This window comes from Bradyrhizobium sp. SZCCHNR1053, assembly GCF_032381235.1.
GTDB lineage: Bacteria > Pseudomonadota > Alphaproteobacteria > Rhizobiales > Xanthobacteraceae > Bradyrhizobium.
In genome coordinates this window covers 1-13,868 of sequence record NZ_JAUHJM010000019.1, presented here as the reverse complement: position 1 = coordinate 13,868, position 13,868 = coordinate 1, and the positions used below count along the sequence as shown (strand labels likewise).

The following is a 13,868-nucleotide window of genomic DNA, read 5'->3' as shown; positions in this document are numbered from 1 at the left end:
ACCTTAGCCCAATTTCCCGGCCAGCCCCACAGGACCAGCATGGATCGCATTCGCATCGTCGGCGGCAACCCGCTTCGCGGCACCATCCCGATTTCGGGCGCGAAGAACGCCGCCCTGCCGCTGATGATCGCGGGTCTTTTGACGCCGGAGACGCTGATCCTGGACAACGTCCCGCGCCTTGCCGACGTCGCGCAGCTGCAGCGCATTCTCGGCAATCACGGCGTGGACATCATGTCGGTCGGCAAGCGTCCCGGCGATGGCCAGTACCAGGGCCAGACGCTGCAGATCTCGGCGGCCAACATCATCGACACCACGGCGCCGTATGAGCTGGTGTCGCGGATGCGCGCCAGCTTCTGGGTGATCGCGCCGCTGCTGGCGCGCATGCACGAGGCGCGGGTGTCCCTGCCCGGCGGCTGCGCGATCGGCACCCGTCCGGTCGATCTCCTGATCATGGCGCTGGAAAAGCTCGGCGCCAATATCGACATCGACGCCGGCTACGTGGTCGCCAAAGCGCCGGGCGGCCTGCGCGGCGGCACGATCGACTTCCCCAAGGTCACCGTCGGCGGCACCCATGTCGCGGTCATGGCCGCGAGCCTCGCCAAGGGCACGACCGTCATCACCAACGCCGCCTGCGAGCCGGAGATCACCGATCTCGCCGACTGCCTCAACAAGATGGGCGCGCGCATCACCGGTGCCGGCACGCCGCGCATCGAGATCGAGGGCGTGGCGTCTCTGCACGGCGCGCGTCACACCGTGCTGCCCGACCGCATCGAGGCCGGCACCTATGCGATCGCCGCGGCGATGACCGGCGGCGATGTCCGGCTCGCCGGCGCGCGGCCGGAGCTGTTGCAGTCCGCGCTCGACGTGCTGATCGAGGCGGGCGCCGAGATCACGAGCGACGCCGAGGGCATCCGCGTCGTCAGAAACGGCCACGGCATCCGCCCGGTGCAGGTGACGACCGCGCCGTTCCCCGGCTTTCCGACCGACCTGCAGGCCCAGCTGATGGCGCTGATGGTCTGCGCGCAGGGCGCCTCGGCGATCACCGAGACCATCTTCGAGAACCGTTTCATGCATGTGCAGGAACTCGCGCGGTTCGGCGCGCGGATCAGTCTCGATGGCGAGACCGCTCGGATCGAGGGCACCTCGAGCTTGCGTGGCGCGCCTGTGATGGCGACCGATCTGCGCGCCTCGGTGTCGCTGGTGATTGCCGGGCTTGCCGCGGAAGGCGAAACCATGATCAATCGCGTCTATCATCTCGATCGCGGCTTCGAGCGGCTGGAGGACAAGCTGAAGGCCTGCGGCGCCACGATCGAGCGCATCCGCGAGTGAGGGCGCTGCCAAGAGGATGAGACCGTGACCGACCGGCTCAAACTGATCGCGCTCGATGCCGACGATCTCGCCGTGATCTCGGCCCATGTGCAGGATGCGCGGGTGCAGGCGGCCGACATCATCTGGCGCCAGGCCGAGAAGCGGCTGGTGATCGGCATGAACCGGCTCGACTGGGACCAGGCGCTGCATGGTGAGAGCGAGCCGCGCCGGCTGTTGGCGGCGCTGCGGTTCGATCGGGTGCTGGCCTGCAAGTCGCGGCGGATCGAGGTCGATGCGCCCGATACTGTGCTGGAGCTGATCGGCATCGAATTCCATGCCGGCGCCGAGCCGCCCGCCGGCAGCGCGCTGCTGCTGTTCTCCCATGGCGGCGCATTGCGGCTCGATGTCGAATGTCTGGAATGCGAGCTGACCGATCTTGGCGAGGACGATCTCGGCACCAGCGATATCGATGGCGGTCCGCCGCTGACCCGGTAGGCGCCTGTTCAAAGGGTTGACGGCCCCGCGCTGCCGCGCCATTGAGCAGGGGGTCGGGGGCAGCCACCCCTTCGGAAAGTGCCAGAGATGCCCATTCGCCTGTCCCGCGCCAGCACCGATTTCGACGCCCAGTTTCGGCAGTTTCTCGCCGCCAAGCGCGAGACCTCCGCCGACGTCGAAGCCGCCGCGCGCGCCATCGTCGACGACGTCGCCAAACGCGGCGATGCGGCGCTGCTCGAGGCAACGCGCAAGTTCGACCGGCTGGAGCTCGACGCCTCCTCGTTGCGCGTCAAGCCTGCCGAGATCGAGGCCGCCTTCAAGGCCTGCGATACGGCCACGTTGGACGCGCTGAAATTCGCCCGCGACCGCATCGAAGCCTTTCATCTCAAGCAGCTGCCGCAGGACCAACGCTTCACCGACGCCGCCGGCGTCGAGCTCGGCTGGCGTTGGAGCGCGATCGAATCGGCAGGGCTCTATGTGCCGGGTGGCACTGCGGCCTATCCGTCCTCGGTGCTGATGAACGCCATTCCGGCCAAGGTCGCAGGCGTCGCGCGCCTCGTGATGGTGGTGCCGGCGCCGGACGGCAGGCTCAATCCGCTGGTGCTGGCCGCCGCCCATCTCGGCGGCGTCTCCGAGATCTACCGCGTCGGCGGCGCCCAGGCCGTGGCGGCGCTGGCGCATGGCACGGCGACGATCGCCCCCGTCGCCAAGATCGTCGGCCCGGGCAATGCCTATGTCGCCGCCGCCAAGCGGCTGGTGTTCGGTAAGGTCGGCATCGACATGATCGCCGGCCCCTCCGAGGTGCTTGTCATCGCCGACGACAGCGGCAATGCCGACTGGATCGCGGCCGATCTGCTCGCCCAGGCCGAGCACGACGCCAGCGCGCAGTCGATCCTGATCACCGACAGCCGCCGCCTCGCCGATGACGTCGCCCGCGCCGTCGAGGGCCAGCTCAAGACGCTTCCTCGCGCCGCGATCGCCGGCGCGTCCTGGGCCGATTTCGGCGCCATCATCGAGGTCGACAATCTCGACCAGGCCGTGCCGCTGGCGGATGCCATCGCCGCCGAGCATCTGGAGATCATGACGGCCGATCCCGACGCGTTCGCGGCCAAGGTCCGCAATGCCGGCGCCATCTTCCTCGGTGCGCACACGCCGGAGGCGATCGGCGACTATGTCGGCGGCTCCAATCACGTGCTGCCGACCGCGCGCTCGGCGCGGTTCTCCTCAGGCCTCGGCGTGCTCGACTTCATGAAGCGCACGTCGCTGTTGAAATGCGGCCCCGAGCAGTTGCGCGCGCTGGGGCCAGCGGCGATGACTCTGGGCAAGGCCGAGGGCCTCGACGCCCATTCACGCTCCGTGGGAATACGCCTCAACCTGCCATGACCCAGCACCCGCCAGGCGACGACCGGACCAATCGCATCGTGGCGGTGACGCTCGACGAGGAGTCGATCGGCCGCTCTGGTCCGGACATCGAGCATGAGCGGGCGATTGCGATCTACGACCTCGTCGAGGAGAATCTGTTCGCGCCCGAAGGTGCCGACGGCGCCGGTCCGTTCACCCTGCATCTCGGCATCACCGCCAACCGGCTGATGTTCGACATCCGCCGCGAGGACGGCACGCCTGTCGTGACGCATCTGCTGTCGCTGTCGCCGTTCCGGCGGATCGTGAAGGACTATTTCATGATCTGCGACAGCTACTACCAGGCGATCCGCACCGCGACGCCCGACAAGATCGAGGCCATCGACATGGGCCGCCGCGGCATCCATGACGAGGGCTCGCGCACCCTGCAGGAGCGGCTGAAGGGCAAGGTGCGGGTCGATTTCGAGACCTCGCGCCGGCTGTTCACCCTGATCACCGTGCTGCACTGGAAGGGCGAGGGCCAGTGATGCCGTCCGCGCTGCATCGTCGCCTGCTGCCGGGCCCGGCCACCTTCGCGGCCGAGGGCGCCTAGGCGCATGGCCGAGGTGCCGCCGCGCGCGCGCCAGCCGCAGGCGGTGCTGTTCGCCTGCGGCCAGAACAGCGTGCGCTCGCCGATGGCCGAGAGCCTGCTGCGCCAGATGTATCCGCAGGCGCTCTATGTCCGCTCCGCCGGCGTCAAGAAGGGCGAGCTCGACCCGTTCGCGGTGTCTGTGATGGCCGAGCTCGGCCAGGACATCTCGCAGCACAAGCCGACGACCTTCGAGGAGCTCGAGGACTGGGAGGGGCTGAATTTCGACCTCATCATCACCCTGTCTCCCGAGGCCCATCACAAGGCGCTGGAGCTGACCCGTACCATCGCCGCCGACGTCGAATACTGGCCGACGCCCGATCCGACCGGCGCCGACGGCAACCGCGAGCAGAAGCTCGCCGCCTATCGCGAAGTCTGCGACGGCCTGTTCACGCGGATCCGCAAGCGTTTCGGCAAGCCCGGGCCGGCGGGCTTGTAGGGTCCCGGTTCCTGCACAGGTGTCATCGAACCGAAATACCAACGTCGTCCGCCGCTCAAACTGAGGCCGTAGAGCAGGCCCGTCTCGGACTTGTCGCACGCCTCGCGGGTTGTGGAATGGCAGCCCTTCCGATAGGTTCCGCGCGCCCGCCCCACAGCTTCCGAATCCCCTAGCGAAATCAGCATGCTCGGCCGTCCCAAAATCGTTCTTGCATCCGGTTCGCCCAGGCGTCTGGCGCTGCTCAACCAGGCCGGCATCGAGCCCGACGCGCTGCGCCCGGCCGATGTCGACGAAACGCCGAGGCGCGGCGAGCTGCCGCGCGCCTGCGCCAATCGCCTCGCCCGCGCCAAGGCCGATGCCGCGCTCAAATCCGTCCAGCTCGACGACGAGCTGCGCGGGTCGTTCATCATCTCCGCCGACACGGTGGTCGCGGTCGGCCGCCGCATTCTGCCGAAGGCCAATCTGGTCGACGAGGCCTCGCAGTGCCTGCGGCTGCTGTCGGGCCGCAACCATCGCGTCTACACCGCGATCACCCTGGTGACGCCGAAGGAGGCGTTCCGCCAGCGCCTGGTCGAGACCCGCGTCCGCTTCAAGCGGCTCAGCGAGGACGATATCCAGGCCTATATCGGCTCAGGCGAATGGCGGGGGAAGGCCGGCGGCTACGCCGTGCAGGGCATCGCCGGCTCGTTCGTGGTCAAGATGGTCGGCTCCTACACCAACGTCGTCGGCCTGCCGCTCTACGAGACGACGACGCTGCTCGCCGGCGAGGGTTTCCCGATCCGCTTCGGCTGGCTCAACACGGTCGCCGTCTGACCATTCGCGTGCGGGGGTGCATCCGCGCGTCCAGCCCATTAAATAGCCGCCGATGTCAGACAAATCGCTCCACCGGAGCGCTCCCGCTTCGAAATCCGCCAAGCCCGTCCGCCGCTGCCCGATCTGCAACCGGCCCGCGGCCGAGGCCGTCCGCCCGTTCTGCTCGCCGCGCTGCCGCGACGTCGACCTGCATCGCTGGCTCAGCGGCTCCTATGTCATCCCGGCCGCCGAGGGCGACGAGGACGACGTCGAATAGTGCCGTGTTTTCATCATCTTGCCCCTACGGTGCCGGCCGGTCGGGACGTGCGTCCCGCGCCGCCGCGCAACCGCACAAGGAATGTGAAAACTTGCCCTCAGGGCGGTAGACAGCGCGGTCCGGTCCCACTATAACCCGCCGGCTCGCCGGGCTTTTTTGCCCGCAAGAGACCTGCCCAGGTAGCTCAGTTGGTAGAGCATGCGACTGAAAATCGCAGTGTCGGTGGTTCGATTCCGCCCCTGGGCACCATGTCTCAAATCAGGCTTTGATCTTCCTCGGTTTTTTCCCCCTTTTACTCCCACTTTCTTCAACCGGGCCCAAAAGTGGGAGACTATTGTTCGCGGTTTGATCGAGGGACAGGAGCGGTATCGCGCTCGCGGCGAGACGTTTTTGTTGGCCATCTTGGTATAGTGCGCGGCCTCCTTCATCGTCTGCCATCCGAAGATCGCCATCAGCTGCTTCTCGGCCGCGCCGTTCTCGGCCGCAATGCATGCGCCCGTAAACGTAAGCCAGCCATTCTTGATGTGTTGTCGGCCAAATTTAACGACGTCCGATCTTCGCTGACCGGTGAACAGCAATAGCGCGAGTGCGAGATGCGCCTTGGTGCCGATTGGATGCTTCTTGGCATATTGCAGCACTTCAGCAATCGTCCAAGTGTGGAAGCCCTGCGATCCGGTCTTCATGTACGGCACATCCCGGCCGGATTTCGCTCGGCGCCGGGATGCTCCGCCGCGATTGCATACTTGAAGACTTGGCGCAGCGCCTTGATGCGACCGTTGGCAGCCTCGGGAAATTCCGCTTTGCGATCGCGCAGCGCGCGCACCTTGCTGCTCGGCATCGAGGCGTAGGGCAAGGAACCGATCAAATTCGAATTCTCGTCCGAGACCGGTTCGCTACACAAATTATCGAGAATGCCGCGTCGGGCTGACTTGGTGCTGGTGTCGAGTCTCGTGAACTCCGCCGAGGCGTAGTATTGCTCAATCAGCCATCGCAGCGACCCATTTTTCGCGCGCGTGCCCTGCGGTTGTTCGGTCTCTCTGGGCTCGATCTTGCCATTCAGAGCGGCCTGGTACTCTCCCCCGAATTCGTCGGTACCTGGCACGGCACGAAGACGGATATTGGGTCCTCGATTGTGCTGGAAATACCGGCGCACATTACCGTGTCGATCCATGTCCTCGTATACGTACTTGATACACAGAGTGGTCATTGCGAGTCCATTTAATCACGCGGCAACTTCATCCCATGGATTGGTGCTCTTCGCGCCGGCGAGATCCGCATTCGTGTCGAAGCCGTTCCGGAGCACGGCATGGCGACTATTTGGGACGCCGACGTCCTGATCTGGGCTGCTTCGCAAATCGTTGAAGCTCGCGATGGCGGACTGAAGACGTCCCGTCTGATGGCGGCAACGCCCTACGAAATCCTGACCTTCGTCGGCCGCGGCACCAGACCGCTGATGCCAGCGTGATTTGTTTGCACGACTAACGACTCTCTAGTCGCTCTCAGAGCAAGTCTCTCTCATGAAACCCAGAATTGGCATTTACCTCTCCGAGGGCATGGCTGCGCGGTTGGCAGAAGCGGCCAAAAATCCCCGTGCCACTCGTTCTCTGGTTTCCCGGGGATCGCGTCCCGCTCCCGAACGGCTTGATGGTGATGCTGGGCGCGCTGGGTGCGGTCACGGCGACATTGCCGGCCGACCTGTTGCTGGAGTGGATTGGTTGACGTGAACTATTTGGTCTGCTCGCTGGGCTGACTGTCGCCGGTGCGATCACGATTTATCTGATCGTGCCCGAGAGGACTGCAGTTCCGGGCGGCGCGGTCGCAGCCGGTTTGAAAGAGGTCTATGCCGATCCGCGATTCTGGCGCGTTGCGCCGCTCTCGGCATCCTGCATTGGAACGGCCTGGGCTCTTAAGGGCTCTGGGCGGCGCAGTGGTTCAAGGACGTTGAGGGCCTCGATCGCGCCGGCGTGGTATTTCAGTTGTTTGCGATGGCGGTCGCGCTCAGCCTGGGTGCCATTCTTCTTGGGGGCGGTGCCGATCGGCTGCGAAGGCGCGGTGTTGGACCGGAGGTGCTCCTGGGGCTTGTTGCGGCTGTCTTTATTGCAACTCAGTTCGCATTGATCTGCGCTTGCCCTTGCCGTCATGTTTGCAGTGGGCCGTTGTAGCGGCCGTCGGCGCGGCTACGGTGCTGAGCTTCGCGACTCTGGCCAAGTATTTCCCGAAACAGCTCCCCGGAAGGGCCAACGGCGCGCTGAATCTGTTCCACATTGCCGCGGCCTTCGTTGTGCAATACGCGACCGGCGTTGTACTTCAGTATTGGACACCTCAAGCGGGACACTATCCCGAAATCGCTTATCGGACAGCCTTTGCTCTCAATCTCGCGCTCCAGGTCGTGGCTTGGATCTGGTTCATGTCTCCGCGCGTCAAAGCCGACTCGCGACAAAGGCGCGCGAGCGCCGTGCTCGAATTAGAGACCCGGAAGGCGATAGTCCGATAACCATACGCGACGATGTAGATACGAGACCGGAGCACAAGGAACTCTCCCTGATCACACTGGTGGAGGTGATCAAAATCGTTAGAAGCACAGAGCGCTCGAGGTGCTTCGCCCTATTGCGCAGGGACGTCCCTCTTCGGTCGAGCCGCCCGGGACAGGAGCAGCGCAAGCGGACCCATGAGAATCCCGACGGCCAGCATCATAAAGGCAAGCCACCACCCGCCGGCGCTCTGGGGTCCTCCCGCCGCGTCGAGGGCCACGCCCGTGCCCCAGGCTCCGAGGGCCGACAACCCGAAGCCCACAGTGGAGTGCAGCGCCAACGTGGCTCCCCGATAATTGGGGTCGGCCGCTGCGCTCATTCCCGCGGTCAACGCTCCAGAGTCGGCAGGGACCGTTACGCCGTAGATCAGCAGCAGCAGCACCAGCGCCCAGGCCGGGGCGGTTGCATTGAAGGCGATGATGGTCGCCACGCAGGCGGACGTGATCATCACCGAGATAATCGCACGGTGCCGCCCGAACTTCAGCGCGGCTTCGTTGCCCAAAATGCTGGCGGGCATCGAGATGATTGCAAACAAGAAGCTCACTACGACTGGCGACAGCCATGACGGCGCGTCCTGGTGCGCAACCACGAACGTCCAGAAACCTACCAGCCAGGTACGGATGCCGTAGAGTTCGAAACAGTGGGCGCCGTAGCCGAAAATGTAGCCGAGGGCCTCTCGGTTGGCGAACACCGGCTTGAAGTTCAAAAGACGCCCTGTCTTGGGCTCCGGTCGGCGAGCTTCCATCAGCGCGCACGCCATCACCATTGCAATGGGTCCGATTCCGGTGACCACGAACGCAGCAGGCCAGCCCCATTTGTCCGCCGTCACCTGCGCCACCAGAAAAGAGATACCCACCCCGAACGAGAAGCTCGATGTGTACAGCGTGACCGCACGCGAACTGTCTCCTGCCGGGAGCCGGTCGGTGAGCGCCTTCAGGCCCGGCATGTACGCCCCCGCAAAGCCGAGTCCGGCGATCGACCAGATGATTGTGCCCGACCAGAATCCTTGCGCAAACAAGCCGAAGGCGATGGTCGCAAGTCCGCTCACGACCGATCCGCAGAGGAGCACCAAGCGCGCGTCGATACGGTCCGTCAGCGTCGTCAGTAGGGGCACCGCGAGCATGTAGCCGAAGGCGTAGCCGCTTGCCATCAAGCCGCCTTCGGCGGCACTGAGCCCCCATGCCGGCATCAGGTGTTGAGCCAGATTTGCCGAAAGGGTCACGTGCGGCAGCAGGTTGCCCACCTGTCCGAGACACATCACCGCGATCAGCGGCCGGCCGGTCAAGTTGCGGATGCTCGCCTCCCCTCGATTCTGTGGGCATTCATGCGGTTCGCCCAGGCTGCAGGAGCAACAGCGCGACGAAGGCAGACAGCGATGCGAGAGCGCTGACCCAAAGCGCGACGCTACCGACATGTTCTACCATGAGCCCCATCGCGAGCGGTGCGACGGCTCCCGTTGCCCGTGCCGGAAGCGAAATCATGCCGACCCGTCTCCCGAAGCCGGCGGGTCCGAACAGAGCCAGCGGCAGCGTGCCGCGCGCGATGGTGATGATCCCGTTGCCAGCGCCGTACAGGACCGCATAGGCAGACGCGAACAGAGGACCTCCCAGGATCAGCGTAATGACGCCGATGGGATTCATCAGTGTAGCAAGTCTCGCCGAGAGCAGCGGGTGGAAGCGACCGAGCCAACCCGCTTCGAGAAGCCGGGCACCAACTTGGGCGGGCCCCACCAACGTTCCTGCGAACAACGCGGCAGCCGGTGAGGCACCCAGGGACACCAGCATCGTCGGCAGGATGGCCGAAAACCCCGAGCTGACGAACCCGACGGCGGCGAACATGTAGGCCAGCACCACGATCGCGAACGTTTCGCTTTCACGCGAGGGGAGTTGAGGATGATCCACCGTCCCGGCTTCCTGTCGTAGGGGCGCGGCACGCGGCAAGTAGAGATTGAGAGGAAGCGCCAGGACCAAATGGATCAGCACCCAAGCCTGGCACGCCACTCGCCAGCCGTATTGGGCATCCAGCCACGTCGACAAGGGCCAGCCGACGGTGCTGGCAAACCCGGCGATCAGCGTGATGCCGGTGATGGAGCGTCGCGCCTTGCTGCCGTAGATGCGCGCGAGCGTTGCGAACGCCGCCTCGTAGAGGCCCATTCCCATGCCGATCCCGAGCAGCACCCAGGATACGACCAGGAGTGCTGGCCCCTCTGCGATCGAGAGCACGAACAAGCCGCCCGACAGAACAAGGTTCGAGGCCGCGAGCAGGCCTCGGCCTCCGAACGTGTCGATGGCATGCCCCACCCGTGGCCCCAGAAGTCCCGCGATCACGAGGGCGCCCGAGAGCGCCGCGAAGACATGGGTGGGTGCAAGACCCAAATCCCGCGCGATTGGCGCAGCGAGGATGGCCGGAAGGTAATAGCTCGAGGCCCACGCAATGGTTTGCGTGGTGCCGAGTGCAACGACGACCGCGACCGGACCTGCAGCCTGGCCCGCAGGAATTCGATTCATGAGCACCCGCAGCCCGAAGCTCCCGTCTTCTTGGCCGCCTCGTCGGCGCCGCAGCAGGCCGATGCATCCTCCTTGGGAGGGCCGCCGCAGCAGGCCGTCGCGAGCGTGGCCGCCGCGACGCTTCCACGCGTGCAGACACCGGTCTCCGGCAGCACGAGCTCGACCCTCGCCGCGGCGGCCCTGTCGCCCGCAAGGTCGGCCGCGATCGAGCGGACCTGCTCGTAGCCGGTCATCATGAGGAAGGTGGGGGCGCGGCCGTAGGACTTCATGCCGGCCACGTAGAAACCGGGCTCGTCGTGTGCGAGTTCGCGCGCACCATGGGGGCGTACCGTTCCGCAGCTATGCTCGTTCGGATCGATGAGGGGAGCGAGAGCGACGGGCGCCTCGATGGCCGGATCGAGTTTTAGGCGCAGTTCGGACAGGAACGACAGGTCGGGACGGAAGCCCGTCGAGACGATCAGTTCATCGGCGACCACGCTGCGCGCCCCGCAGCACGCGCCGGCCGCGATCCGGAGCCGGCCTTCAGCCTCCGAGATATGCGTGACGCCGAATTCGGCTTCGACCCGGACCTTGCCGGAGGCGACGAGCGCGGCGAAGGCGGCGCCTAGCTCGCCGCGTGCCGCGAGCTTGTCGTTGCGGCCGCCGCCGAACGACTTCGCAGGGTCGGCGCCGCGCAAGAGCCAGACCGGCTCAGTGCCAGGTGCCTTTTCGGCGAGGTGGGCGAGGTCGATGAGCGTACCGACGGCCGAATGGCCGGCGCCGAGGACGGCGACCGCCTTCCCAGCGTATCTGGCTCGCTCGGCGCCGCGGACGTCCGGCATGCCGTAGGTGATCTTGCCCCCGTACTCCCGTTCTCCGAGGGCGGGCAGACCGTTTGCTCCCGCGGGATTGGGAGAGAACCAGGTGCCAGACACGTCGATGACGGCATCAGCCCGCAGCACCTCGGGCCCCTTGCCGTTCTGATAGCGGATCTCGAAAGGAGCGCCCTCGCGACCCTTGGTCTTGGCCTTGTCGAATCCGACCCGGCTGATCGCGGTCACGCGGCTCGAGGTGCGTATCGACTCGCGGAGCGCGGTTTTCGTCGCCAACGGCTCCAGGTAGCGGTCGATGAGCTCGCCGCCGGTGGGGTAGGATTGAGGGTCCGGAGAGTTCCATCCGGTCGGCGCGAGCAGACGCTGCGCGGCTTTGTCCACGTTGTACTCCCAGGGCGAAAAGAGCTGGACATGCTGCCACTGGCGAACGGCATGTGCCGCTTCGGGTCCGGCCTCGAGCACGATCGGCTCCATTCCGCGCTCGAGAACGTGCGCAGCCGCGGCGAGACCTACGGGGCCTGCCCCCACGATCGCCACCTTCTTCTTCTCCGTCATGATCGTCTCCTATCCTTCTAGAATTATCGAATATTGATCGATCAGAAATCAAGCCGCCGGCTTCTTGCTCCGGCACTCCACTTCGTCGGCGCAGCACTCGGCCGCCATGAAGTCGACCAACCCGCGCATGATCTCGTAGTTGGCGTGGCAAACGAGCGTGGTGGATTCGCGGACCTGCGTGATCAGGCCGACGGAGACCAGCGTCTTGATGTGATGCGACAGCGTGGACGCAGGAATCTTGAGCTTTTCCTGGAGCCGGCCGACCGGCAGACCGGCCCTGCCGGCTCTCACGAGGGCCCGATAGATCTGGAGCCTGGTCCGGTTTCCAAGCGCTTCCAGGCGCGCTGCGACGTCTTCGATCTTCATGTAGCAAATATGCGCCGGCGCGCAGGAAGAGTCAACGGTATTTCTAGAAATGTCGAAATAACGCGTGCTCTGGTTCTCTCAGGCATACCAGGCGAAGAAGCGATCGAGAACTTGACGGCCATTCGCCTCGAAGCACCGCCCGTGACTCACGATTATGCGCTCGGGGTCCCAAGACAAGACTCTGTCAATTGCGGCTCGGGCTCTTCTTCGGTGCAACAAGAGTGGCAAGCGCATTCCGAAAAAGATCTGGCCATTGGGATGGTACATTCCCGTGAGGCGCGCAGCCGAGCGCCAGGGCTCGCTAATCTTGTCCAGCTCAAGGTTGATGATCGTATCGGTGAGAATGAGCGTTCTGGACGCCTTGTGAAAGAAGACGATTTCTCCGAAAATGCCTCCTGGGATGGCAGTTTGGTCGATTTCACCTCCCCACGCCGACGGCGGCGTCGACGTAAGCTCATCATCAAACCGCACGTCAGTTCCTCGCGCCCGTGCGCGTCGGCGTGCGCCCGGAGACCCCCACGTAGTGGCATCGGGGAATGCTCGCGACCACTCCCCGATGTGAGCATAGTGAAATTGGTTTGGTGATACGAGATGGCTGATCGAACCGATCGATCGTAGGTGGCGCGCGAGTTCGAGATCGAGCGCGATGGGTGAATGGAGGAATAGTTCACCATTCTGAAGCTGCACGACGGTCATGCGCGTCGAAAACGGCAGTGGCAGCTTCACGCCAGCCATCGTCAGGTACTCGAATGGCCCGTCGACGACCCCGATTCCTGGCGCGAAGGGCTTGTATTCGTTAATCGGGTCGTACAGCGATGGAGTACGCGACATGGCGGTCTGCCGGGTGTTCCGGGCCGCCGATTATAGCCCTCTCGCCTTTCAAGACCTAGAGCCGGCGCAGGTTTAGCGGGGCGGCATCGATTGCACCTCTATCCGGCGGGTTCAGCGTGCACGCTCTGCTCCCGGTGTTGTGGAGTGCGATGGATCGCGTCGAACCAGGCAAGAACGGCCTCGGCCGAACAGGGGAGCTCAGCTCCCAAGCCGCCGTGAAACTGGCGCCAGCGTTCCACGTAGGGCTCCCGCACCGCTGTCAGGAGCGGGGTTCCCGCGCAGACGACGTCCGCGCAGGAAGCGAGCAGCCCGTGTCCTGCGGCCTCGGCTCTGCCAAACCGACTGATGACGACGAGATCCACTGCATCCCTGATCGCGGATTCTATGCAATGCGCCATCGAGAGCAGGACCTGTTCGTCCAGCTTGCAGCCGCGAGACTCGCTTCCGCGATCCTGGGTGATCCTCGCCCGCTCCCCGGTGCGAAGGTCCAACAGGTCGAGCATCCGGCATTTTGCCGAGCCCGGCACCATGTTGACCTCGGCTGACCGGCAGCGACATGACCGAGATCAACACACTTGAATCGGGGCCGGGCGGCTCCCGCCGCCCGGTCCCGGTTCTCTACGCCTTGTAGTGGGGCGACTTGAACGATAGCCGTTTCGTCGTCTCGGGAGCCGAAGCGATCTTGCGGATGTCCGCCCACGTCTGCTTGTAGTTGGGAATGATGAGCTCGTTCACTCCGGCGTTGACGACGTTGCCCTGCACGCCGGTCGGGAACGCAAAGAGCATAAACGTCTGCTTTGGCTTCGCCGACGGCGTTGGCTGGACCATCGCTTGGGTCGAACCGGCATCATTATAGACCTCGACCAGATCGCCTTCGCCCAGGCCGAGCTCCTTCATGTCGTTCGGGTTCATCTCGATGAAGGGGTACGGCGTCCGGTCCATGACGAAGTCGTTCTGGGCATCCATGA

Annotated in this window: 15 protein-coding genes, 1 tRNA gene and 1 pseudogene; 9 read left to right on the top strand and 8 right to left on the bottom strand. The window is 65.0% G+C overall.

The genetic code is table 11. The features are described from left to right. Positions 1-39: 39 nt before the first annotated feature. From murA to QX051_RS28405, 8 genes are all read left to right on the top strand, one after another. Positions 40-1,329, top strand: a complete 1,290-nt coding sequence (gene murA, locus QX051_RS28440) for a UDP-N-acetylglucosamine 1-carboxyvinyltransferase (protein WP_315778400.1) — start codon at positions 40-42, stop codon at positions 1,327-1,329. A 24-nt stretch (positions 1,330-1,353) separates the two neighbouring features. Next, positions 1,354-1,803, top strand: a complete 450-nt coding sequence (locus tag QX051_RS28435; protein WP_315735991.1) for a DUF2948 family protein — start codon at positions 1,354-1,356, stop codon at positions 1,801-1,803. An 87-nt stretch (positions 1,804-1,890) separates the two neighbouring features. Beyond that, entirely contained in the window at positions 1,891-3,186 is a 1,296-nt protein-coding gene (gene hisD, locus QX051_RS28430) for a histidinol dehydrogenase (protein ID WP_315778399.1), read from the top strand. Beyond that, positions 3,183-3,689, top strand: a complete 507-nt coding sequence (locus QX051_RS28425) for a UPF0262 family protein (protein WP_015663966.1) — start codon at positions 3,183-3,185, stop codon at positions 3,687-3,689. The genes hisD and QX051_RS28425 overlap by 4 nt, the downstream gene beginning before the upstream one ends. A gap of 69 nt (positions 3,690-3,758) precedes the next feature. Further along, positions 3,759-4,229, top strand: coding sequence for an arsenate reductase ArsC (locus QX051_RS28420; RefSeq protein ID WP_315735995.1), 471 nt, complete (start codon positions 3,759-3,761; stop codon positions 4,227-4,229). Between the two features lie 183 nt (positions 4,230-4,412). Next, positions 4,413-5,042, top strand: a complete 630-nt coding sequence (locus QX051_RS28415) for a Maf-like protein (RefSeq protein WP_315773787.1) — start codon at positions 4,413-4,415, stop codon at positions 5,040-5,042. Positions 5,043-5,094: 52 nt separating this feature from the next. Then, the gene (gene yacG / locus QX051_RS28410; RefSeq protein ID WP_315778398.1) at positions 5,095-5,298 is read left to right on the top strand and encodes a DNA gyrase inhibitor YacG; all 204 of its coding nucleotides are present in this window, start codon (positions 5,095-5,097) and stop codon (positions 5,296-5,298) included. A gap of 173 nt (positions 5,299-5,471) precedes the next feature. Further along, positions 5,472-5,547 (top strand) — tRNA-Phe (locus tag QX051_RS28405). A gap of 430 nt (positions 5,548-5,977) precedes the next feature. Here QX051_RS28405 and QX051_RS28400 read toward each other — a convergent pair. Further along, the gene (locus tag QX051_RS28400) at positions 5,978-6,505 is read right to left on the bottom strand and encodes a hypothetical protein (RefSeq protein WP_315778397.1); all 528 of its coding nucleotides are present in this window, start codon (positions 6,503-6,505) and stop codon (positions 5,978-5,980) included. Between the two features lie 51 nt (positions 6,506-6,556). Here QX051_RS28400 and QX051_RS28395 point away from each other — a divergent pair. Next, positions 6,557-6,742: pseudogene (locus QX051_RS28395) on the top strand (replication initiator protein A); the annotation flags it as partial. Positions 6,743-7,902: 1,160 nt separating this feature from the next. On the opposite strand, the gene QX051_RS28390 reads toward QX051_RS28395, so the two are convergent. From QX051_RS28390 to QX051_RS28360, 7 genes are all read right to left on the bottom strand, one after another. Then, positions 7,903-9,087: an MFS transporter gene (locus tag QX051_RS28390; protein ID WP_315778421.1), complete on the bottom strand. Its 1,185-nt coding sequence runs from the start codon at positions 9,085-9,087 to the stop codon at positions 7,903-7,905. A gap of 64 nt (positions 9,088-9,151) precedes the next feature. Then, positions 9,152-10,336, bottom strand: coding sequence for an MFS transporter (locus QX051_RS28385; RefSeq protein WP_315736006.1), 1,185 nt, complete (start codon positions 10,334-10,336; stop codon positions 9,152-9,154). Continuing rightward, on the bottom strand, positions 10,333-11,703 hold the full coding sequence (locus QX051_RS28380) for an NAD(P)-binding domain-containing protein (protein WP_315778396.1): 1,371 nt from the start codon (positions 11,701-11,703) through the stop codon (positions 10,333-10,335). The genes QX051_RS28385 and QX051_RS28380 overlap by 4 nt, the downstream gene beginning before the upstream one ends. A 48-nt stretch (positions 11,704-11,751) precedes the next feature. Further along, a complete protein-coding gene (locus tag QX051_RS28375) occupies positions 11,752-12,069 on the bottom strand; it encodes a metalloregulator ArsR/SmtB family transcription factor (protein WP_315736010.1) in 318 nt (105 codons plus the stop codon). Between the two features lie 78 nt (positions 12,070-12,147). Further along, the gene (locus tag QX051_RS28370; RefSeq protein ID WP_315778395.1) at positions 12,148-12,900 is read right to left on the bottom strand and encodes a DUF4336 domain-containing protein; all 753 of its coding nucleotides are present in this window, start codon (positions 12,898-12,900) and stop codon (positions 12,148-12,150) included. Between the two features lie 98 nt (positions 12,901-12,998). Further along, a complete protein-coding gene (locus QX051_RS28365; protein ID WP_315778394.1) occupies positions 12,999-13,430 on the bottom strand; it encodes a DUF2478 domain-containing protein in 432 nt (143 codons plus the stop codon). Between the two features lie 88 nt (positions 13,431-13,518). Beyond that, the coding region (locus QX051_RS28360; RefSeq protein ID WP_315778393.1) for a molybdopterin dinucleotide binding domain-containing protein at positions 13,519-13,868 on the bottom strand (350 nt) is incomplete at its 5' end.

Bases quoted from the DNA above. Each gene is read 5' to 3' on its own strand.
- QX051_RS28425 (WP_015663966.1), top strand. From the start codon at position 3,183: ATGACCCAGCACCCGCCAGGCGACGACCGGACCAATCGCATCGTGGCG.
- QX051_RS28375 (WP_315736010.1), bottom strand. From the start codon at position 12,069: ATGAAGATCGAAGACGTCGCAGCGCGCCTGGAAGCGCTTGGAAACCGG.
- hisD (WP_315778399.1), top strand. From the start codon at position 1,891: ATGCCCATTCGCCTGTCCCGCGCCAGCACCGATTTCGACGCCCAGTTT.
- QX051_RS28385 (WP_315736006.1), bottom strand. From the start codon at position 10,336: ATGAATCGAATTCCTGCGGGCCAGGCTGCAGGTCCGGTCGCGGTCGTC.
- murA (WP_315778400.1), top strand. From the start codon at position 40: ATGGATCGCATTCGCATCGTCGGCGGCAACCCGCTTCGCGGCACCATC.
- QX051_RS28400 (WP_315778397.1), bottom strand. From the start codon at position 6,505: ATGACCACTCTGTGTATCAAGTACGTATACGAGGACATGGATCGACAC.
- QX051_RS28365 (WP_315778394.1), bottom strand. From the start codon at position 13,430: ATGGTGCCGGGCTCGGCAAAATGCCGGATGCTCGACCTGTTGGACCTT.
- QX051_RS28380 (WP_315778396.1), bottom strand. From the start codon at position 11,703: ATGACGGAGAAGAAGAAGGTGGCGATCGTGGGGGCAGGCCCCGTAGGT.
- yacG (WP_315778398.1), top strand. From the start codon at position 5,095: ATGTCAGACAAATCGCTCCACCGGAGCGCTCCCGCTTCGAAATCCGCC.
- QX051_RS28415 (WP_315773787.1), top strand. From the start codon at position 4,413: ATGCTCGGCCGTCCCAAAATCGTTCTTGCATCCGGTTCGCCCAGGCGT.
- QX051_RS28370 (WP_315778395.1), bottom strand. From the start codon at position 12,900: ATGTCGCGTACTCCATCGCTGTACGACCCGATTAACGAATACAAGCCC.
- QX051_RS28420 (WP_315735995.1), top strand. From the start codon at position 3,759: ATGGCCGAGGTGCCGCCGCGCGCGCGCCAGCCGCAGGCGGTGCTGTTC.
- QX051_RS28390 (WP_315778421.1), bottom strand. From the start codon at position 9,087: ATGTGTCTCGGACAGGTGGGCAACCTGCTGCCGCACGTGACCCTTTCG.